This is a genomic window from Stenotrophomonas sp. STEN008 (assembly GCF_056760435.1).
Window position 1 is genome coordinate 1 of the sequence record NZ_JBRRET010000050.1, and the last position, 21,213, is coordinate 21,213.

Below are 21,213 nucleotides of genomic sequence, written 5' to 3' on the forward strand. Positions count from 1 at the left end.
CAACTCCCCCCCCCCCCCCCCCCCCCGCGGCCGCGGCGCTTGCCTCCCAGCCCCCCCCCCCCGGCGGGCGCCCACACACCCCCCCCGCCTGGGGGGGGCGCGCCTCTACAGAAGCCCGCGCGGTGGTTACTCGCAGCGGGCTGCGGTGATGATGTTGTCCTTGTCCATGTAGACGCGCAGGCGATCCGGACGGATATCCTTGGTGGTGATCGTGGTCGGGCCGATCGGGTTGACCAGGCCGGCACCGCTCTCACGCGACAGACGACGCATGTTCTCCTCATTGCCCGGCTGGCCGATTGCCCAGCCAAGCTGGCTGGCGTCGCAGCGGCCGGTGCCCTTCACCTCCGGCCCAGGCGTACTGACACAGGCGGCGAGCAGCATCGGCGTGGCGACTGCGGCCAGTGCAAGGCCGACGGAACGGAAACGGGTCATGAGCGGCGCTCCTGCGAGATGGTGGCGCCACCATAGCACCCTGCCCGTGGCGACGGCATGCGTTGGATCAAAGGAGGGGGCTCGGGAGCACTGGCACTGACGAGGTTGGCGCGTCCTGGCCGTGACCCTTCACGCCTGCGGAGCGCATGGAGCGCGTCTGCACGTTGCGAGTCAACCCAGCATCATCCTGGCATTCGGCCTATCGGTTTCGCGTCGCATCTGTCGCTATTCACTGCAGACCTGGATCAGGTCAATGCCGGCTGGACCGCGATAGCGCATCGTCGCCGGGTCGAACTGCAGCTGGATCTTGCCGGTACGGATGGTGCCATTCTGCCCAGTCGGGCAGTCCCGTGTCGCGTCCAGTGCTGGCCAGGCAGCATGCGGCGCGACAGGGGCCGTCAATGTCGTGAACCTGCCCTCCAACAGACGGATATAGGTTCCATCCGCACACTGGGCAAGGATCAGTTTATCGATGACATCGACATCGCCGTAGCTGCTGCCGAAGTAGGTGAGGATCGCGTCCTCGCGCCCGTCGTTGTTGAGATCGGGCGTGTCGTTCAAGAAGGTCTTTCCCCGCTGACCGCTGTATGGGCAGTCTTCGTCATTCCCCGGTGGACATGCACTGACGCGCTTCCCCTCCACCGGTATCAGTTCGATCCTGTCATCGATGGCGCTTGCACACGCGCGTTGCAGCGAACCGGGCGGCGGAGTGCGCGCGATGGCGACGTCCGCGGCAGCGGAGAGCGCCAGCAGCAGGAGAGCCTGATGCAGGCGCTGGCATCGTGACGACGTCACGGTGAACTTCCGCGCTTGATCGCCTCCCACACCTTGTCTACGTGCGCGCGAAGCACGGGCGCAGCCGAAGCCAGCGCGGGATCGTCCTGCCGGTCGCCGCCGAAGGGTTCATCGCCTTCCACCTCCACCAGCGATTCACCACGTACTTCGTAATACTGCTCGCCCTGGCGAAGCCCAATGCGCAGCTGCTGCGGATCGACGCCGCCACCGCAGAAGCTGTGGCTGGCGAGCGTCAACTCGGCGCGGCCATCCTTGTCCAGGTCCGTTGCAGTCACCTGGTCCAGGAAGTAGCCGGCCTCCAGATCCAGACCTTCGCATTGAACCGGATCTTCCACGCTCCACCGCGAGGCCCAAGGAGCCGCTTGTCCGGCGCGCCGGAACAGCTCCGCACGCAACGTGATCTGATCCATCGCCTCTTCATCGCCCTGCGCCGGCACTGTCTGCTCGCTGCGCGAAAGAAGCAGCAGGCCCGGCCCGTCGATGTCATTGAACACCACTTGCTTCAGCAGCGTGCCCGAGTAGAGGTCTTTCAGTTCCGCATCTGCCAGGGCGGGCAACAGCTCCAGTCGACCAGCGGGCACGGCCTCAACCTGCCCGGGAAGTGCGTGTGCATTCGTTGCGGCATCGTCTGCTGCATCTGCAACCGGTGAGGACGGCGCACCGCAGCCGACTGCACCGAGTGCAAGCACGGCCAGCACGGCAAGTCGCAGCTGATCAGCGCGTATTGTCGCCAGCCTTTTTGGCCACGACAATGCCGAGCGCCGCGTTGAGGTCCGTGGCTGCCAGTTCATCGAGTTTGGTTTCCTTGAGTTCCTTCTGCGCGAATGGCAGATAGCTTTTCGGCACGTAGTAACGCAGCGTTGCAGGGTTGAAGCGGACAAAATTGATCTGGTCGCTCTGGTTGCCACCCAGCAACACAGGTCGACCGCGGTCCATGGCGTAGACGAACCCTACGTGCGACGTACCGACCAGGGCGACCGCGCCGAACACCGGTTCGTCGATCTGGCTGAAGCGCGTGGTGTCGGCGGCGAACGAACGCGCACGGTACGGGTGTGGAGATGATATAGCGTATCCGGCCGTGCGAAGGCACCAGTTCACGAACGATGCGCACCAAGCGTTGGAGCTTCCGGCCAGCGTAGTGAACTGCTTCCCGTAGCCGAGTTCGGAATGGAAGTTGATGGTGCGGCTGATCTCAGCCTCTTTCTTGCCCGCCCATTTACGCGCCTGTGCATAGGCGTGCTCCACCCAAGGTGCGCGCTTCTGCGAAAACGGAATGATTGCGATTGGGTGGCCTTCGCCCTCGCGACTTCGGGTATCCCGTGCCTGTACTGACGCCGGCGGCCGCACAGCAGCAGCAGGTGTTTCCGGCGGAGGCTTCACCAGCGAGGGCCGATCAGACGTTTGCGGATTCCCGCTGTTGCCCGCTCGCCCGGAAGACCCGGCCGCTGACGGGGGCACGGCTTCGACCCCAACAGGCAGCGTGATTTTCTGGCCAGGGTTGATTCGATTGGCATTGCTGATCGACGGATTGGCGGCCATCAGCGCATCGACGCTGGTGTGATGGCGGTCTGCAATTCGGCTCAGCGTGTCGCCGGAGCGAACGCTGTAGCTGGCTTGACGTGACCTTGTTGGAGTCGCCGGGGCGCCGTCGTTGGCTGCGTCAGCCGGCGCCTTTCCGTAGATCCAAACCACATGACCGGGATAGATGCGGTTGCGGTTGCGGATATGGTTGTTGCTCACCAGATCGTCAACTGACGTCTTGAACCTGCTGGCGATCGAGGCGAGAGTGTCGCCTGGCTGCACCACGTAGCGCAGCGGTGTGCGCTTCTCCTTGCTGGGCTGCGTTGGAGTGTGTGGTTGCGAATTCCCGCCGACCGTCATCATGTTGCGCGCAAATACCAGGGACGCTGAGGCCTGCTGAAGCGCAAACTGGCCGATTCGGCTTCCAATCTTGCCTGATTCCTCAAGGAAGAGCTCTATCACTTCTCCTGGCTGGCGGGTGATGAATGTCGGCAGCGCCCCGTGCTCATTGGTGGTGACCTTCTTCTCGCCCGTATTGCTGCTACGCACGATCACGGGCGTTGCCGGCATCGGTCGGGCGCCGTCAGACAAGGTGACCTGCGTGGCGTGCACGATCCGTTCCTTGCGTGTCTCAGGCTTTGCATTGAAGCCCTCATATTGCTCCATCGCAGCGATCATGCCGTTGAACTGCTCATCGGTCATGTCCTTGATGACCGTCTGGTCGGTGGCACCAGATCGCTTGCGCACGTATGCCAGATAGGCCGCTGTGTCGTTTTCCGATTCCGGCGCATAGGTATGCATGGCGTTGTACAACGTCATGTCGTTGTACTTGCGGCGCAGCAGTGCGCGCTTCTCGGCGCGGCCATCCTCGGCCGTAGGAAAAATGGCGAACTTGCCGCTCTTCGTATCGGCCTGGCCGATCATCTTGGCGTACTTTCCGCCTGGACGCAGGTTGCCGGGGTTGTTGAGCAGCCAAGCCAGCGAGCCGCCACTGCGGATGAGCTTGTCACCGTTGTCGGCGGTGAACTCCACAGTGCGCGTATCCTTGTTGAAAACCGCGCTGATGTAGGTAGGCATTCCGTGTCGTCCTATCGGGGCGTCAGCGTGCTCAGGGCCTGTGCGACATCAACGCCCTGGGGCAGACGGCGGGTGGAATCGAGCACCAGTACCCAGCGCTCCTCGTCGGGCTGCTGCTTGAGAAGGTAGCGTTTCAGCTCGACGGCAGCGTCGTCGTCGTATGGCGTGTCCTTGAAGGACAACTCAGCGATGTAGAGGACCACCTTGCCCGCCTCGACCCGCACACGCGCGTCGCGGAGCGGGAAGTCAGCCGTGGCCGTGGCCTTTACGAGGAAATCCACCGGCGGCGCATCGTTGCGTGGGAGCAGCGGAAGCTGGTTCCACACGGCTTCGTTGGCAATCGGACGGTACTGGAAGCTGTAAACATGGAAACTGTGGGCATTGGAATGACTGACATACCCGGAATTCACGCGCAACGTACCTTGAGCGGTCTTGATGTCAGTGCTGCCGGTCGAATACTGCTGCGCATTGGCGGAGGGGCCCATGCACAATGCGAGCAGCAGCAGGAAGTGTCGGATGATCATGTTGATGACGGGGGTTCGTTGAGCAGTTCCAGGATCTGTTCGGACGTCAGGGCGCCGGTCGCATCGGCCGCGTCCAGGTTCCCGAGGAAGGGGTCGCTGCCGTCGCTGTCGGGTGTGTCGCCGTCATTCTCGGGTGGGCGGCCCGGCGCCGACACCAACATTTCCCAGGTGTCATCGCCAACCTCCAAGGTCAGCGGCCGACCCAGGCCATCGGCCATCACGCGGGGCAACCGACCGTCCTCACCGATGGTTCCGCTGGCGACCTGTTCGCCTTCGTTGTTGAAGATGCGGTAGGCCTTGTCCTTCCACCCCATTTCCGTGGCCAGTACATCGGCGCCTTCCAGCGCGAAGCGCAGGCTTTCCTTGAACGAGTACAGCCCACTGGGAAGTACGGGCATGGACGGCGCATCACTTCCCCCCCCCATGAACGGATGCTCGCCCGCCTTCACCTTGAACTCGCCCGGGCAGCTGAACGTGATGTTGCCGCCTTCCAGGGTGATCGCACTGCTGCCGGCCTGCAGCACCACTTTGCTCTGCGCCAGCACATCGATGCGGTCATCGGTGGCGGTGATGGTCAGTGCCTGGTCGCTCAGCAGCTCCAGTTCGCCATCGTTGGCCTGCAGGCTGACCGGGCCCTGGGCGGCGATCACCCGCAGCGGGCCGCTCTGCGCGAACAGTGAGACGTGCTCGCCGGACACCGTGGCGATGGTCTCGCCTGCGCTGATGTGCAGATCCTGCTGCACCGTCATCTGCAGGTTCTGCCCGGCGTAGGCCACCGCGCTGGCTGGCGTGGTCCAGGCAATGTGGTGCGGTGCTTCGGCCAGCAGCAGCGGCTTGGCCAGACGCTCCACCGGCTGGTCGCCCGGGCTGCGGCCATCGCCGCCCGACTTCATCGCGCTTTGTCCGTTGACCTCGCTTTCGTAGCGTCCCTGTGCCTGCGGATCGATCTGCTCGCGCAGCTGCTTCGTGCGCTCGAACTCGGTCAATCCGGGCACCTGCTGCTGGGCCAGGGTCTGCTGCATCTGCTCCAGGCTGCGCTCGGCGCCCTTGAGCTGCGCCACTACGCTGGCGTTGTCCATGACCGTTGAGGCAGCCCGCTCCTGCGCGCTGGCGGACAGCAGCAGGCCTTCAGCGGCATGCACATTGCCCCAGCCCTGCGTGGCCAGCTCGAAGCCCTCGCCGCGCAGGGCGCCACGGGCGGTGTTCTGGTGCGCGATCAGGTAGCCCAGCTCCAGCCGGCTGTCGGCCAGCGAACTGTGCAGGCGCGTACGCAGTTGGCCCGGCGTGTCATCGATCACCCATTGCTGGGTGCCGCTGCCGTCATGGGCTTGGGTATGCAGGCCGCTGAGTACGCCGGGATGGCGCGCGTTCTCATCGATGCCGCCGCCGAAGGGTGGGGCGACCTCACCGTTGTAGAGCTGGCCGGTGATGCGCGGCTGGTCAATGTCACCGTGCAGGAATTCCACCAGCACTTCGCTGCCGATGCGCGGCAGGAAGGCCGTGCCCCAGTTCGGGCCGGCCACCCATTCGGCCACCGACACCCAGCTGCCGCTGGTCTGGTCGCCGGGCGCATGGCCGGTCTGGGCGCTGCCGGTGTCGGTCAGACCGCCCGGATTGGGCTGGCTGCCGCGCTGCCAGCCGAACTGGATGCGCACCTGGTGTTCGCGGTTCGGGCTGACGGCCGCATTGGCCACACCCACCACGCGTGCGGTCTGCGGGCCATGCAGGGTGGGGCGGTCCTGCGGCAGGGCGCGCAGCGGCACACCGGCGCCGGTGGCGAGGAAGGCGTTGCGGTAGGCACCGCGCTCCAGATCGGTGCTGCCGAGCAGCTCGGCGATGCCCTGGTCCAGATTGTTGACGGCGACATGCTGCACGGCCAGCAGTTGGAAGCGCTGGCCCTCATGCTGCGGATGCTGGGCCAGGCTGAACGTGCTGCCTGCGGCCAGCTGGCGCTCGCTGCCGCTGCCGCTGTACAGCACCTGGCCAACGCGCAGTGCGTCCAGCCGCGCCTGCGCTTCGGCGTCGGCCCAGGCGGGCTGGGCGAAGCGGCCGGCACGCGGCTGCACATAGACCTCCAGCGCGGGCAGGGTGCCGGCATCGGCGCTGGACTGCGCCGCCACGGCATTGACCTGTTCGCTGTGCCAGCTGGCGACGGTACTGGCGTTGGGCACCAGCTGCTGGCGTTCGGCGAAGGCAGTGATGCCATCGCTGCTCTCGGCCATGTCCGCGCGATGGAAACGCACGCGGCCCGCATCGGGCAGTTCGGCGCCGGGCTCGAACACCACCAGGGTGTGGGCGGCGTCGCCGTCCTGCACCTGCTCGATGCGCCAGGCCAGGCCGGCCTCGGACAGCAGGCGGGTGACGAAGGCCCAGTCGGTCTCGCGGTACTGGGTGGTGATCGCGCGCGCCGGCAACTGGGCCTGAACGTCGAAGCGGAAGGCGGCCTGCGGGTAGTCGGCGAAGATCTGCTCGCAGATCGCGCGGGTGTCCTGGTCCTGGAAAATCACCGCGTTGCGGCGCAGGCGCAGCAGGGCGGTCCAGGGTTCGAGGGTGAGCCGGTAGCGGGCCAGCCCGCCGTCGCTTCCCAGCTGCGCCGCCTCGGTGCACAGCCCGTGCCACTGCCGCAGCGCGCCATCGGCCTGGCGCAGCTGCAGGGTCAGCGGCTGCTCCAGCCACGGTTCCAGTTCCAGGAACGCATCGGTGGCCAGGCAGTCGATCTGCAGGCGGTTGTCACCGCACACCGCTTCGGTGCCTTCAAACCGCTCGACCACAAGGCCCTCGTCGGGGCCCTTGAGCTGGATCAGGCGATCCCGATGCGACAGCGAGGCGAGGGAAGCAAGCAGCGTGGAGCGCGAGATGTCCATATCGTCAGGCTCATGGGAGGGTGATCGTAATGTGGGCGGTGCGCTCGGGCATCTGCACCACGTCGTTGTAGGCGGCCAGTTGCTGACGGGTTTCGTGTCCCAGGTAGGCGCGCATGCCGAAGAACGCGACGATGCCGAAGCAGCCGACAACCACGGCCGGCAGCCACAGCGGCACGACCCGGCGCAGGCCGTGGCGCACGTTGTCGGGCGGCAGCGCGTGCGGGGCGAAGCCGTGGCGCTTGCCCTTCAGGTAGACGATCTCGTCGCCCAGGCGCGCGGTCAGATAGCCCAGCTTCTCGGTGCCTTCGATACGGTACTTGCCCTCGAAGCCCATCAGCAGGCAGTAGTGATAGACCTCCAGCGACGGCAGGCGCGCCGCGCCCTGGCGGCGCAGTTCTTCCAGCCGGTCGAAGAAGTGCTCGCCGGCGAGGTGCTCGCCGAACAGGCGCAACTGCAGCGGATTGCGTTCCCAGGTTTCGTGCAGCGGCGACGGCTGCGACAGGATCGCCTCATCCACCGCGGCGCAGAACGCGTATTTGGCGGCGTAGACATCTTCGGACGCTACGCCAAGCCGCATCGCGTTGCGTTCGACGCCATCGAGGAACTTCTGCACCGTCTGCACGAAGCCCTCTGCGTCGTGCGGCAACTGGCCACGCTTGAGCAGAAGCAGCAGGTAGAAGCCGTCGGACATCAGGTCCTGCAGGCTCTGCGGATTGGCCGCCTGCGGTGTCGGATTGACCATCGCGCCATTGGCGGTCAGCGACGGCATCGGGCCCGGGGTCGGGGGCAGGGGGGAATTCATCATGAGGTCACCGCCACAAGTTCCATCTTCAGCTCGGCAATGCCGGCCGGCACATAGATCATCACCGACTGCGCCTTGAGCATGCGCTCATACAGCGCACCGCGCGAATCGAATTCGAAGTAATGGCTGCCCGGGCGCACCGGGATCGCTGCCGGCACCTGCGCGGCGTGGGTAAGCTTCACGCCTGGCAGTGCGGACAGCACGCACTTCTCGACGTCGTCCGGCGCGCCGACCTTGAAGCGCACCGGGACGCTCTGGATCAGCTCCTGCGCCGGCAGCGAGGCGGAGACGGACAGGTAGAACGAGGCGTTCCCGTCGATCCGCTGCGAGTCCAGCCGACCGAGGTGGTAGGACGGCTTGACCTCGTTCAGCGCGATCTTGAAGTAGCGCGTGGATATCACCGTATCCAGCAGTGCCCGCACGATCTCCAGCAGCTTGCGGAACGAAGCTTCCGGCTGGTCGTGGCGGTACACCGGCAGGTCGCCCAGCTGGTAGGCGTTGGAGAAGGTCAGCAGTGCGCCCGCCATGCGCAGCAGTTCCTGGTGCAGGCGCTCGGGATGCAGCTGCGGATGATGCAGCAGATGGGCCAGCGCGCTGAAGGAACTGTTGATCGTATGCAGCAGCCAGAACGACGCGATGTCGCCCGAGCGGAATTCGATGATGTTCTGCGACGTCTGCCGATGCAGCCCGTACAGCGCATCGACCTTGGCCTGCAGCGCATCGAGCACCGCACGCAGTTCACGATGCAGGAACGGCGAGGCCTGCAGCTGCGCGCAGGGCGGGATGAACTCATCGTCCAGCTCGAAGCCGCCGCTGGAGGTGCGGCGCACACGCGCCACCGGCACGGTGGCATAGGCATCACGGGGCTGGTCGTCGGTAAGCAGCTTCACCGCCTTGCTCAGGTAGGCCAGTTCGGCCTCCACCGCATCGGTGAACAGGTCCTGCGTATCGCGGTTGGCCTGCCGATAGCGCGCAAGCACGGTGCCTTCCGCATCGGTGCAGTTGGCGCCGTCATCGCGCAGCAGCGGAAGTGCCAGGTAGATCACCGTGGACTGCACGCCAGGCGGCAGATCCTGCAGCGACACCGCGTCCGGCAGGCTGTCGTGGGCGGGGGCATCGTAGGTTTCGCCATCGGGAAACACCGCCGACAGATCGAGCGGCCTCAACGTGCCGCCGGACAAGGCATGGGGGTCGAAACGCACGCGACGCGCGCCCCACGCGTACGGGTGCAGCGTCTGCGAAAGATCCTGCAGCCGTGCCTCGTGATACGCGTCCTGGCGCTGGAAATGCTGGGGCCGCAGGAACAGCCCTTCACCCCAGAGAACCTTCGACATCCTGCTTACATAAGCCACATTCAATCCTTGGAAATACCTTGAAAGGTTGCCCCTTGGGGGCCGGTTCCGCCGTCCTCGCGTTCCGCTGCGGCGAAGGCCCTGCCTTGCAATGTGAAAGTGTGAATCACATCGCACATTGATTGCGGCGGGGCAAACGTTGCGCGGAAGATACTATCGCATTGCGGCAATTTGAGTGCCAGAATTCTGACGCGGTCCTATTTCGCGCCTGCACAGCGGATCGAGGCAAGACTGCCCGGATCGCCGGAAAGTCGTGTGAGCAGGGCCTTGCTGTCGCTGGTCAGGGCACAGGCGTGGACACCGATGGTCACACCGTCCTGCGGCAGGGTCTTGCCCTTGGTGTCGAACGCGAGCCGCCAGCGGTTCTCGGCGGGGGCGCGGAACAGGGCGACCACGCCCAGCACTGCACTTCCTTCACTCAGCTGCTCGGACAATTCCTGCCGGGCCCCGGGGGTCAGCACCACCTCATTGACCGACAGCAGGTCGGCACCGAGGGCGGCCTGCTCTCCGGCCTGGTCCAGGAATGCGTTGAAGGGCGCCTGTTCGAACCGTTGCAGGCTGCGCAGGTGGTAGACCTTGACCACCGCCGCGCTCGCCCGCTTGTCGTTGCCGGCATTGAGGTTGGTGCCGGCATACAGGCGCAATGGGACGGTCGGTGGCGCTTTCGGCTTTTCCTCGCGGATGCCGACGGCCTGCAGCGTCTTGTCCATCGCTTTCCCGAGCTTGCTGTCGCTGGCGCAACCGGCAAGGGAACCCGAAACAATGAAGGAGAAAATCGTGACGGATATCACGCGGCGAAATGAGGAGAGTTGCGCATTCATCTGGAGTCGGCGGGCTCGAAGGGCGGGGTGAAAGTCACGTATGCAACGGATTTCGCTCGCGGATATCACATTGGAATGTGAAGAATGTGTCTATCAAAACCGCCACATTCTTGACGAAATTCACTATACCGATGCGTATTCGCGAATGTACACTGCCGCCGACAGGGGCAGGAATCCCGTGCGGTGTATCGGCGGCGATTCGGCTTCCTTTAGGAACTAATTTCGACGAGGGATCACTATGGAAGTGAAGGCAATGGGGAAGGCTGTCTACCGGCCGATGTTCGCGCTGATGTTGCTGTCGGGCCTGGCGGCCTGCTCATCGGCACCGAAGAAGGCCGAGGTCGTGCCGTTCGAAACGACGCTGAGCAATGCCGAAGCACAGGTCACCACCGGTGGCGCGGATGCCGCCATCAGCGCATTCGAGGAAGCGGCGAAGGCCGATCCGACGCGCAAGGAGCCGTGGGTGCGCATCGCTCAGCTGCAGTTCGACCAGGGCCAGTATGCCCGCGCCATTGTGGCTGCCGAGGAAGTGCTGCAGCGCGATCCCAGCGATCTGGTCGCCGATGGCGTGATCACGGTGGCCGGTTTCCGCATTGCCAACCAGTCGCTGACCCGCCTGCAGGGGCGCGGCGCGCTGGCTTCCGATACTGCCCGCAAGGAAGCGCAGACCCTGGCTACCACCCTGCGCAACACCATGGGTGATGCCATTCTCGATCCGGCGCCCAAGCCGAAGCCGCGCAGCCGCGCCCGTGCCGGCCGTGCCGCCGCGCCCGCCGCTGCCGCACAGCCCGCTGCACAGCCGGCCAAGCCCGCTGCCCGCTCGAACAACTCCGATCCGTTCCAGAACATCGGCAACTGATCCGGACCCGGCCCCAGTCAGGAGACACACATGGCCAAGAAGGAAAGCATCCAGAAGCGGCTGCAGAAGATCCGCCCGCCGCGCGTCCAGCTCACCTACGATGTCGAGAAGGGTGACGCGATCGAGCAGAAGGAACTGCCGTTCGTGGTCGGCGTGATGGGCGATTTCAGCGGCAACCCGGAGCAGCCGCTGCCCAAGGTCAAGGATCGCAAGTTCGTCAGCGTCGACATGGACAACTTCGACGAAGTGATGGAGGGCATCGCCCCGCGTGCGGTCTATCGCGTGCCGAACAAGATCAGCGACGAAGGTGGCGAATTCGGCGTCGAGCTGAAGTTCAATTCCATCGATGACTTCCGTCCCGAGGCGGTGGTCCAGCAGATCGAGCCGTTGCGGCGCCTGCTCGAGTCGCGCACCAAGCTCGCCGACCTGCGCAACAAGCTGGCCGGCAACGAGAAGCTGGAAGACCTGCTGACCGATGTGCTCAACAACACCGAGCAGCTGAAGAAGCTCGGCGTGACCAAGGAGGACTGACCGATGTCAGCCGAAGCCAGCCCGTTGGCCACGCAGGCCGCCGTTGCCGAAGACGTCGGCCTGCTCGACCAGATCGTCGAGAAGAGCAAGGTCGCCAAGTCGAAGACCGAGCATGACCGCGCCAAGGACATCATCGCCGCGCTGGCGAAGGAAGTCCTGGACGGCACCGTGGTCGTCTCCGACAACCTCAACCTCACCCTCGATGCGCGCATCGCCGAGATCGACCGGATCATCTCCGAGCAGCTCAGCGCCGTCATGCATGCCGAACCGTTCCAGAAGCTGGAAGGCAGCTGGCGAGGCCTGCATTACCTGTGCCAGCAGACCTCCACCGGCCCGAACATGAAGATCAAGGTCTTCAATTCGCCGCAGAAGGATCTGGTGAAGGATTTCAAGTCGGCCATCGACTTCGACCAGAGCGCGCTGTTCAAGAAGGTCTACGAAGAAGAGTTCGGCACCTTCGGTGGCGCGCCGTTCGGCGCACTGATCGGCGACTACTTCCTCGGCCGCCAGCCGGAGGACATGTACTTCATCGAGCAGATGTCGCACGTGGCTGCCGCCGCGCACGCGCCGTTCATTTCGGCAGCGAGTGAAGGCATGTTCGGCCTGGAAACCTTCACCGATCTGGGCAAGCCGCGCGACCTGGCCAAGGTGTTCGACACGGTCGAGTACGCGAAGTGGAAGTCGTTCCGCGAGAGTGAGGACAGTCGCTATGTCGGTCTGACCATGCCGCGCTTCCTCGGCCGTCTGCCCTACAACCCGAAGGATGGCACCACCGTCGAAGGCTTCAACTTCGTCGAGGAGATCGAAGCGGCCGACCATAGCAAGTTCCTGTGGTGCAACACCGCCTATGCGATGGGTGCGCGCCTGACCCAGGCCTTCGAGAACTTCGGCTGGTGCGCGGCAATCCGTGGCGTGGAAGGTGGCGGCCTGGTCGAGGACCTGCCGACCCATACCTTCCGCACCGATGATGGCGAAGTCGCGCTGAAGTGCCCGACGGAAGTGGCCATCACCGACCGTCGTGAAAAGGAACTCAGTGACCTCGGCTTCATGCCGCTGGTGCACTGCAAGAACACCGACTACGCCGCGTTCTTCGGCGCACAGTCGGCACAGAAGCCGAAGAAGTACAACACCGATTCGGCCAACGCCAACGCGATCCTGTCTGCCCAGCTGCAGTACATTTTCGCGGTGTCGCGCATCGCCCATTACCTCAAGGCGATGATGCGCGAGAAGATCGGCAGCTTCGCATCGGCGGGCAACGTCGAGGAATTCCTGAACCGGTGGATCGCCCAGTACGTGCTGCTGGACGACAACGCATCGCAGGAAGCCAAGGCCCAGTTCCCGTTGCGCGAGGCATCTGTGCAGGTTTCGGAGGTGCCGGGCAAGCCTGGTGTCTACCGCGCGGTGGCCTTCATCAGGCCGCATTTCCAGCTCGATGAGCTGTCTGTTTCGTTGCGTCTGGTCGCCGAACTGCCGGCGTCCGCGAAAAAGTCGTAACGGTTTGCTGTAACTGAAGCGTCCAGGGGAGTCCGCTCCCCGGATTGCAGTGACGCTTATTTCAAGAGGGCGCAGCCCCCCTTAACCGCCAGGCCCCCGCCTGGCACATCAAATCTCACGGAAGAACGGAATTTAGGAGACCAGATATGCAGCACGCTTTCCTCTCGATTGACACCATCAAGGGCGAGTCGCACGACGACAAGCACAAGGACTGGATTGAAATCCAGTCGTTCTCGCAGGACCTGTTGCAGCCGCGTTCGGCCACCGCGTCGACCTCCGGCGGCACCACCGCTGCCCGCGTGAACCTGTCCCCGATCGAAATCACCAAGTCGATCGACCTCGCCTCCACGGCCCTGAACCAGGCCGCCTCCAACGGCACCACCTTCCCGAAGGCGCAGATCCAGTTCATGCGCGCCGACAAGGACGGCAACGCGATCAATTACTACACGGTCGAGCTGCTGAACGTGCTGGTCCACCGCGTCACCACGACGGTGGACAAGGAAGGCATGCCGCAGGAAGTTGTTCAGCTGAGCTTCGGCGCCATCAAGTGGACTTACCAGCAGCAGAAGCCGGAAGGCGGCGTTGGTGGCAAGACCGTGGCGCAGTGGAGCGCAACCAAGAACATCCCGAACTACACCGTGTGATGTTGTGTCACTGCGATGGCGCCTCGTGCGCCATCGCAGTCTGATCGTCGGGCAGGGCCAGGAACGGCCCTGTCTCTGCCGCACCGCTGCCGCCCGCACGGATGCCGAACCTGAGTGGATCGACCAATGAAGGGACTCGAACCCAGCCTGCTGGAAAAACTGTTCGACGACGCCCCCAAGCAGCCGGGCGCCGGGCCGGTATTCAAGTCCGTCTCGCTGGAGCAGTACAAGGAATCCATTGCCCGTGACCTGGAAGGGCTGCTGAATTCGCGCGCCGCGTTCCAGGAAGGCGACATGAAGGAGTTCCCCAACTGCCGGCAGTCGCTGCTGACCTACGGGCTGGCCGATTTCTCCGCGATGAGCCTGGCCAACGCCTATGATCGCGCCGCCATCTGCCGCTCCCTGGAGCAGGCCGTGGCGCGACACGAGCGCCGGCTCCGCAACGTCAACGTGCACCTGGACGCCGGCAATCAGTTTGCCGGCGGCCTGCACTTCACCATCCATGCGCTGCTGGATCTGGAACCGGCGCGCGAGCCGGTCAGCTTCGACGCGATGCTGCAGCCCTCGACCCTGCAGTACCAGGTCACCCGCGCACGTCGCACGCAGGCCGCCTGATGCAGGACCTGCTTCCTTATTACGAACGCGAACTGGCCTATCTCCGTCGTTACGGACGCGAGTTCGCTGAGCGTTACCCGAAGATTGCCGGCCGCCTGCAACTGTCCGCGGAGGGCAGCCAGGACCCGCATGTCGAGCGGCTGATCGAAGCGTTCGCGCTGCTCAGTGCCCGCGTTTCCAAGCGCATCGAGGACGACTATCCCGAGTTCACCGACGCGCTGCTGGATGTGCTCTATCCACATTACCTGCGCCCGTTCCCGTCGTGCTCGATCGCCCACTTCGACATGGAAGGGGTGGCCTCCAAACTGAGCGCGCCGGTGCGCGTACCCCGCGGTACCGCCCTGCAGAGCCGCCCCGTGCGTGGCGTTCCGTGTGATTTCCGCACCGCCTACGACGTGGTCCTGGCACCGGTCGGGGTACAGCAGGTGGTGTACCGCAGTGTCGCCGATGCACCGATGGCCACGACGCTGCCGGCGGGCACCGGCGGCCAGATCTCGCTGGGCTTCCAGCTGCTGTCCGATCAGCTCGGCTTCGGCCAGCTGGGCACCGATCAGCTTCGCCTGTTCCTGGATGGCGAGCCGTCGGTGCGGGCCGCTCTGCGCGATGCGCTGATGCTCGGGGTAAAGGCGGCCTATGTCGAATCCGATGGCGATGGCCGCTGGCGACGCCTGGAAAAGGTCCCGCTGAGCCCGGTGGGCTTCGCCGAGGATGAGGCGCTGATCGACTTCCCGGCGCGCTCGCATCCGGCGTACCGGCTGCTGACCGAGCTGTTCGCCTATCCGGAGAAGTTCGGATTCGTCGATCTGCACCTGCCCACAGTGACCGCCGGCGCCAGCCGTCGTTTCACGCTTCACCTGGTGCTGCATGCGCAGGGCCAGGACCGGGGCAACACGATGGTGCTGGAGGAACTGGGTACGCACAACGTGCGCCTTGGCTGCACCCCCATCGTCAACCTTTTCAGGACCAGTGGCGAGCCGATCCGCGTCACCCATCGCACGGTCAACTATCCGGTGCTGGCCGACGCGCGTCGCGCCTTCGCCTACGAGGTGCACTCGATCGACTCGGTGCACCGCATCCGGCAGACACCGCAGGGCGAACTGATCCAGGCCTTCCGTCCGTTCTACTCGCTGCATCACGGTGAAGATCCGGAGCGGACCGGTCAGTACTGGGTGGCAAGTCGTGATGAGGATGTCGCACGGCAGAGCCCCGGATTCGAGACGGAGATCAGCTTCGTCGACCTGTCATTCAATCCGGTGCTTCCGCAGACCGACACGGTCAGCCTGGAGCTGACCTGCAGCAACCGCGATCTGCCCAACCAGCTGGCGTTCGGTGTGGCAGGTGGTGACCTGAACATCGAGGGCGGCAGCCCGGCCAGGGCGATCAGCCTGCTGCGCAAGCCGACCAAACCGCTGCGTTTCCGCCATGGCCGCAATGCGCAGTGGCGCCTGATCTCGCACCTGTCGTTGAACCAGCTGTCACTGACCGCCAGCGGCCTGCCAGCGCTGAAGGAGATGCTGCGCCTGTACGACCTGTCTGGCAGCAATGTTTCCGCTCGCCAGATCGACGGCATCCTTGAGCTGCAGCAGACCCCGACCACCACCTGGATGCATGGTCGGCAGTTCGCTTCGGTGGTGCGTGGCCTGGAGATCCGCCTGACAATCAATGAAGCCCACTTCGTGGGTACCGGTGTGGCCGCCTTTGCCCAGGTGATGGACCACTTCTTCGCACTTTATGTGCATGCCAACAGCTTTACCCGTCTGGTGCTGGTTTCCGGCGACAGCGGGGAGGAGATCGTCCGATGCCCAGCGCGCAGCGGCGAATCGATCCTGGCGTAGCCCAGCAGCTGCTCACCGAGCCCCACCGCTTCCAGTTCTTCCAGGCGGTACGGTTGCTTGAGCAGGTGTTCCAGCGGCAAGGCGTCAAGCCCGGCCAGGCCGTGCCGATGCGCGTGCGCTTCCGCAACTCGCTGTCGCTGGGCTTCCCGGCCACCGAGTTGTCCGCGGAGGGTGAGGTCTACTCGCTGAAGGGCGAGCGGCTGGAGGGGCGCGAGGCCATCGAGCAGGCGCTGCACGGCGAGGAACTGGCCGAGGTCCACCTGACTCCGCAGTTCATGGGCCTGCTGGGCACCGCTGGCGCATTGCCGCTGCATTACACCGAGACCCTGCAGCTGCGCGAGTTGTACCAGCGCGACCGCACCGCGCGCGCGTTCCTGGACATCTTCTCCACACGCGCCGTATCGCTGCACTACGCGGCGTGGAAGAAGCATCGGCTGGCGCTGCAGTACGAACTGGATCGCCGCGAGCGCTTCCTGCCGCTGGTGCTCTCGCTGCTCGGCATGGGCATGAGCGAGCTGCGCGATCGCCTGCACGAGGGCGAGGGCGAGATCTTCGATCAGGCCGTTGCCTATTACGCCGGTGCCGTGCGCCAGCGCCCCGTATCGGCCGTGCTGATGCAGCGCATCCTGTCGGACTATTTCCAGGTGCCGTTGCACCTGGAGCAGTTTGTCGGCGCGTGGTACCGGGTGCCCGCCGGTCAGGCAACGCGGCTGGGCCAGGCCAATGCGGTGCTGGGGGCGAGTGCCCTGGCTGGCGATCGCGTCTGGCAGCGAGACCTGCGCATGCGACTGCGCATCGGGCCACTGCGGCGCGATCAGTTCGACGCCTTCCTGCCGGGTGGCAGTGCGGCCGAAGCCCTGTCCAAGTGGTTGTCGTTGTTGACCGGCGGCGTTCTCGAGTACGAAGTGCGGCTGGTGCTGCGCGCCGAGGATGTGCAGGGCAGCGCCCTCGGCAGCGGCGGCGGCGCTCGGCTGGGCTGGGACAGCTACATGTGCACCCAGGCGCAGACCACATCGCGTGAGGACACCACCTATGGCATCCACACGCTGCAATGACAACCCGCCGCAGGCGTCCGTGCCTGCGGTCCTCGAACGGTTCCAGCAAGGAGTGCGTGTTTCCGCATGAGCATCAACCTCAAGACCCTGATCAGCAAGCTGGACGACACCTGCCGCCAGGCGGCCGAGCGGGCCGCGAACCTGTGCATGGCGCGCGGCAACTATGAGGTGGACCTGGAGCATCTGTTCCTGGCCCTGCTCGAGCAGCCGCAGAGCGATTTCGTGTTGATTGCCCGTCGCAGCGGCATCCTGCCGGAATCGCTGGAGCGTGATCTCAACGATGAGATCAGTCAGTTCAAGACCGGCAACGGCCGCACGCCGGTGTTTTCCCAGCACATTCCCAAGCTGTTCGAGCACGCCTGGCTGATCGCCTCGCTGGACTCGGAAACCACCCGCATCCGTAGCGGCCATCTGCTGCTGGCGCTGCTGACCGAGCCGGACCTGGCGCAGTTGGCCTACCGTGGCTCGAAGCTGTTCGTGCGTTTCAAGCGCGAAGAGCTCAAGCACGACTTCGCCAAGCTCACCGAGGGCTCGCAGGAGGCGGTGCAGACCGTCCGCTTCGCCGATGCCTCGGCGAAGGACGAGGGCGGTGAGGGCGAGGAAGCCGTATCCGGCGAGGCCAAGGGTGGGTTGTCCAAGACGCCGGCGCTGGACCAGTTCACCACCAACCTGACCCAGCGCGCCCGTGAGGGCAAGATCGATCCGGTGATCGGCCGTGATGGCGAGATCCGCCAGGTGATCGACATCCTGATGCGTCGCCGCCAGAACAACCCGATCCTCACCGGCGAAGCCGGCGTGGGCAAGACCGCCGTGGTCGAAGGTCTCGCCCGGCGCATTGCCGACAAGGACGTGCCGGAGGTATTGCAGGGTGTCGAGCTGCACACGCTGGACATGGGGCTGCTGCAAGCGGGTGCCAGCGTCAAGGGCGAGTTCGAGAACCGCCTGAAGAACGTGATCGACGAGGTCAAGAAGAGCCCGCATCCGATCATCCTGTTCATCGATGAAGCGCATACGATGATCGGTGCCGGGGGCACCGCCGGCCAGAACGATGCGGCCAACCTGCTCAAGCCGGCGCTGGCCCGCGGTGAGCTGCGCACGATCGCGGCGACCACCTGGAGCGAGTACAAGAAGTACTTCGAGAAGGACGCGGCGCTGGCCCGCCGCTTCCAGGTGGTCAAGGTTGAAGAGCCCAGTGAAGTGCTGGCCGCAGCGATGCTGCGCGGCATGGTGGGGTTGATGGAGTCGCACTTCAACATCCGCGTGCTGGACGAAGCGGTGACCGAAGCCGTGCGTCTGTCGCACCGTTACATCAGTGGCCGCCAGCTGCCGGACAAGGCTGTCAGCGTGCTGGATACCGCCTGCGCGAAGGTCGCGCTTGGACAGAGCGCCACGCCTGCGATCATCGAAGACACCCGCAAGCACCTGGATCGCCTGCAGGCGGAAATCAGCGCGCTGCAGCGCGAAACCGCAGGGGGCAGTGCACAGCACAGCGAGCGCCTGGACGAGCTGCATGCCCAGCAGGCGGAAGCGCAGGCGGTGCTGGCCAGCAATGAGGAGCGCCTCACCCGCGAGCGCGAACTGGCAGGCCGCATTGCCGCGCTGCGCCAGCAGATGGAGCAGGGCCAGGCCCAGGCGGCCGATGGCGAAGCGCCCAGCGATGACGGTGAGGGCGACGTCGCCGTGGCCAAGCCGGCCACCAAGCGCGGCAAGGCCAAGCCGGAACTGTCGCCGCAGCATGCTGAACTGTCGCGACTGCAGGCCGAGCTGCGCGAGTTGCAGGGCGAGACGCCGATGGTCCCGCTGCAGGTCGACGGAACCGTGGTCGCGGAGATCGTGTCGGCATGGACCGGCGTACCGCTTGGCCGCATGGTCAAGGACGAGATCCGTACCGTGCGCACGCTCGGAAACCTGCTGGTCGAGCGCGTGATCGGACAGGACCACGCGCTGGATGCGATCGCCCAGCGCGTGCGCACCGCCACGGCCAAACTGGAAGACCCGAACAAGCCACGCGGTGTCTTCATGTTCGTCGGCCCCTCCGGTGTCGGCAAGACCGAGACCGCGCTGGCGTTGGCTGACATTCTCTATGGTGGTGAGCGCAAGCTGATCACCATCAACATGAGCGAATACCAGGAAGCGCACAGCGTGTCCGGGCTGAAAGGCTCGCCGCCGGGCTACGTCGGTTATGGCGAAGGCGGCGTGCTGACCGAGGCCGTGCGCCGCAACCCTTACAGCGTGGTGCTGCTGGACGAGGTGGAGAAAGCCCACCCCGACGTGCTGGAGATGTTCTTCCAGGTGTTCGACAAGGGCGTGATGGATGATGCGGAAGGCCGCGAAATCGACTTCCGCAATACCCTCATCATCCTGACCTCCAACATCGGCTCCTCGCAGATCATGCAGGCCTGCCTGAACAAGCCGGCCGAGGAGATTCCGGCGGCCGACGCGCTCGCCGACGCGCTGCGCCCGGTGCTGATGCGCAGCTTCAAGCCGGCCTTCCTCGGCCGCCTCAAGGTCGTACCGTACTACCCGATCAACGATGACGTGCTTGCGCGGATCATCACGCTCAAGCTCGGTCGCATCCGCGACCGCGTCATTGCCAACCACAAGGCCACCTTCAGCTGGGACGACAGTCTGGTGGAGGCCGTGCTTGCGCGTTGCACCGAAGTGGACTCAGGTGCCCGCAACGTTGACCACATCCTCAATGGAACCTTGCTGCCGGAAATCGCCGAGAGCGTGCTGGCGGCGATGGCCGAGGGGAACCGGATCAACGCCATCAAGGTCACCGCCGGCAAGAAGGGTGACTTCAAATACAAAGTGTCTTGACACTGAGCAAATGGAGAAGGCAATGGAATTCTATGGATTCGACCGCGAAGCGGCTCTCAACCACTGTGACAGCCTGGAACTCGGCCTTGGCCGTGAGCTGGACCGTGTGCGTGCCTGGAACCGGCTGCGCCCCGAACATGTGATCGAGCTGCTGGAGACCGCGGTGCCCGCTGCCCGCCAGGATGCCCGCAACGTGGCCGCGCAGATCAGCCGCGGTTCCTGGCGCATCCACATGGATGCCCCGGTCGTGGGCAAGCCGCAGCTGGTGAGCAACGTGCGCGAACTGCAGATCACGGCCGGTGGACGCGATTACCGCCTGAAGATCAGCGAAGGCGTCCGCCTGCAGCTGGAAGAAATCGTCCAGGCCGCCTGATGATCGTGTGAGCCTGTCGCCCCGCACAGGGGCGCAGGCCACGCGGAAGCGGGAACCGGAGGAAGCCGATGCGCACGCCGCATGCAGACCACCTTGAAGCACGGGAAGTCGGGGAATCACCATGGACCTGGTAAACAACCTGCGGGCAGCGCTGGCCGGCCCATCGCATGCACAGCGCTTCCTGCGGCTGCACACCTCGCTGGGGAGCGACGTGCTGGTGGCCGAAACGCTGGATGGCGTCGAACAGATCGACGGCATCGGTTTCCAGTGGACGATCACGGCGCTGTCGCTGGATGCGGGCCTGCCGCTGGGCCCGCTGATCGGGCAGGGCGCGCTGCTGCAGATGCAGCAGGCCGACGGCAGCCTGCGGCCGTTGCATGGACGCATCACCGCCGCCGAGCGGCTGGGCAGCAATGGCGGCCTGGCACGCTACCGGCTGCGCCTGCAGCCGTGGCTGGCGTTCCTGTCGCAGCGGGTGGACAGCTATGTGTTTCACGACAGGACGGTCGTGGAGATCGTCGAGGACATCGTCGCCGACTACGGTGGTCTGACCCCGGCCTGGCGCTGGTCGCTGGCCGATGCCGGCCAGTACGCGCGGCGCAGCCTGACCACGCAGTACCAGGAAAGCGACCTGGCCTTCCTGCAGCGGCTGCTGGCCGAGGAAGGCATCTATTACTGGTTCGAGCACGCCGGTGACCCTGGCAGTGCCGACTTCGGCAGCCACACCCTGGTGCTGGCCGATCACAGCCATGACACCGCCGAGCTGGGCAGCGTGCGCTTCCATCGGCGCGATGAGAGC

The 21,213-nt window shown here is 65.1% G+C and carries 19 protein-coding genes; 10 read left to right on the top strand and 9 right to left on the bottom strand.

What is annotated here, in order from left to right:
• Positions 1 to 126: 126 nt before the first annotated feature.
• From ACVOME_RS17005 to tssJ, 9 genes are all read right to left on the bottom strand, one after another.
• Entirely contained in the window at positions 127 to 432 is a 306-nt protein-coding gene (locus ACVOME_RS17005) for an I78 family peptidase inhibitor (protein WP_053517630.1), read from the bottom strand.
• A gap of 225 nt (positions 433 to 657) precedes the next feature.
• Positions 658 to 1,227, bottom strand: coding sequence for a hypothetical protein (locus ACVOME_RS17010; RefSeq protein ID WP_481505317.1), 570 nt, complete (start codon positions 1,225 to 1,227; stop codon positions 658 to 660).
• Positions 1,224 to 1,808, bottom strand: coding sequence for a M949_RS01915 family surface polysaccharide biosynthesis protein (locus ACVOME_RS17015; protein WP_340045112.1), 585 nt, complete (start codon positions 1,806 to 1,808; stop codon positions 1,224 to 1,226). The genes ACVOME_RS17010 and ACVOME_RS17015 overlap by 4 nt, the downstream gene beginning before the upstream one ends.
• 133 nt (positions 1,809 to 1,941) lie before the next feature.
• On the bottom strand, positions 1,942 to 3,825 hold the full coding sequence (locus ACVOME_RS17020; RefSeq protein ID WP_053517626.1) for a TIGR02594 family protein: 1,884 nt from the start codon (positions 3,823 to 3,825) through the stop codon (positions 1,942 to 1,944).
• Between the two features lie 11 nt (positions 3,826 to 3,836).
• A complete protein-coding gene (locus tag ACVOME_RS17025; protein WP_053517625.1) occupies positions 3,837 to 4,349 on the bottom strand; it encodes a hypothetical protein in 513 nt (170 codons plus the stop codon).
• Complete coding sequence (locus ACVOME_RS17030; protein WP_481505318.1) at positions 4,346 to 7,213, bottom strand: type VI secretion system Vgr family protein; 2,868 nt, start codon at positions 7,211 to 7,213, stop codon at positions 4,346 to 4,348. The genes ACVOME_RS17025 and ACVOME_RS17030 overlap by 4 nt, the downstream gene beginning before the upstream one ends.
• Before the next feature lie 10 nt (positions 7,214 to 7,223).
• Positions 7,224 to 8,015 carry a type IVB secretion system protein IcmH/DotU gene (gene icmH / locus ACVOME_RS17035; RefSeq protein ID WP_065175286.1) on the bottom strand — a complete coding sequence of 264 codons (792 nt, stop codon included), beginning with the start codon at positions 8,013 to 8,015 and terminating at the stop codon, positions 7,224 to 7,226.
• On the bottom strand, positions 8,015 to 9,349 hold the full coding sequence (gene tssK / locus ACVOME_RS17040) for a type VI secretion system baseplate subunit TssK (RefSeq protein WP_053517623.1): 1,335 nt from the start codon (positions 9,347 to 9,349) through the stop codon (positions 8,015 to 8,017). Before tssK ends, icmH begins: the two co-directional genes overlap by 1 nt.
• Positions 9,350 to 9,564: 215 nt before the next feature.
• Complete coding sequence (gene tssJ, locus ACVOME_RS17045; protein ID WP_053517622.1) at positions 9,565 to 10,188, bottom strand: type VI secretion system lipoprotein TssJ; 624 nt, start codon at positions 10,186 to 10,188, stop codon at positions 9,565 to 9,567.
• 238 nt (positions 10,189 to 10,426) lie between these two features.
• Between tssJ and ACVOME_RS17050 the strand changes: the two genes are divergently transcribed.
• The 10 genes from ACVOME_RS17050 to ACVOME_RS17095 all read left to right on the top strand — a co-directional run.
• A complete protein-coding gene (locus tag ACVOME_RS17050; protein WP_180877009.1) occupies positions 10,427 to 11,047 on the top strand; it encodes a tetratricopeptide repeat protein in 621 nt (206 codons plus the stop codon).
• A gap of 30 nt (positions 11,048 to 11,077) precedes the next feature.
• A complete protein-coding gene (tssB, locus tag ACVOME_RS17055) occupies positions 11,078 to 11,578 on the top strand; it encodes a type VI secretion system contractile sheath small subunit (RefSeq protein ID WP_053517620.1) in 501 nt (166 codons plus the stop codon).
• Positions 11,579 to 11,581: 3 nt separating this feature from the next.
• The gene (gene tssC, locus ACVOME_RS17060) at positions 11,582 to 13,072 is read left to right on the top strand and encodes a type VI secretion system contractile sheath large subunit (RefSeq protein ID WP_053517619.1); all 1,491 of its coding nucleotides are present in this window, start codon (positions 11,582 to 11,584) and stop codon (positions 13,070 to 13,072) included.
• A gap of 146 nt (positions 13,073 to 13,218) precedes the next feature.
• Entirely contained in the window at positions 13,219 to 13,716 is a 498-nt protein-coding gene (locus ACVOME_RS17065; protein WP_006465355.1) for an Hcp family type VI secretion system effector, read from the top strand.
• Between the two features lie 126 nt (positions 13,717 to 13,842).
• A complete protein-coding gene (tssE, locus tag ACVOME_RS17070) occupies positions 13,843 to 14,331 on the top strand; it encodes a type VI secretion system baseplate subunit TssE (RefSeq protein ID WP_057496761.1) in 489 nt (162 codons plus the stop codon).
• Positions 14,331 to 16,166: a type VI secretion system baseplate subunit TssF gene (gene tssF, locus ACVOME_RS17075; RefSeq protein ID WP_476341230.1), complete on the top strand. Its 1,836-nt coding sequence runs from the start codon at positions 14,331 to 14,333 to the stop codon at positions 16,164 to 16,166. The genes tssE and tssF overlap by 1 nt, the downstream gene beginning before the upstream one ends.
• On the top strand, positions 16,130 to 17,221 hold the full coding sequence (gene tssG / locus ACVOME_RS17080) for a type VI secretion system baseplate subunit TssG (RefSeq protein ID WP_053520394.1): 1,092 nt from the start codon (positions 16,130 to 16,132) through the stop codon (positions 17,219 to 17,221). Before tssF ends, tssG begins: the two co-directional genes overlap by 37 nt.
• 66 nt (positions 17,222 to 17,287) lie before the next feature.
• Positions 17,288 to 20,041: a type VI secretion system ATPase TssH gene (tssH, locus tag ACVOME_RS17085; protein WP_481505319.1), complete on the top strand. Its 2,754-nt coding sequence runs from the start codon at positions 17,288 to 17,290 to the stop codon at positions 20,039 to 20,041.
• Between the two features lie 22 nt (positions 20,042 to 20,063).
• Positions 20,064 to 20,414 (top strand): hypothetical protein, encoded by a 351-nt coding sequence (locus ACVOME_RS17090; protein ID WP_053520392.1) that lies wholly within the window; start codon positions 20,064 to 20,066, stop codon positions 20,412 to 20,414.
• A 121-nt stretch (positions 20,415 to 20,535) separates the two neighbouring features.
• On the top strand, positions 20,536 to 21,213 hold a 678-nt coding region (locus ACVOME_RS17095; RefSeq protein ID WP_481505320.1), incomplete at its 3' end, for a type VI secretion system Vgr family protein.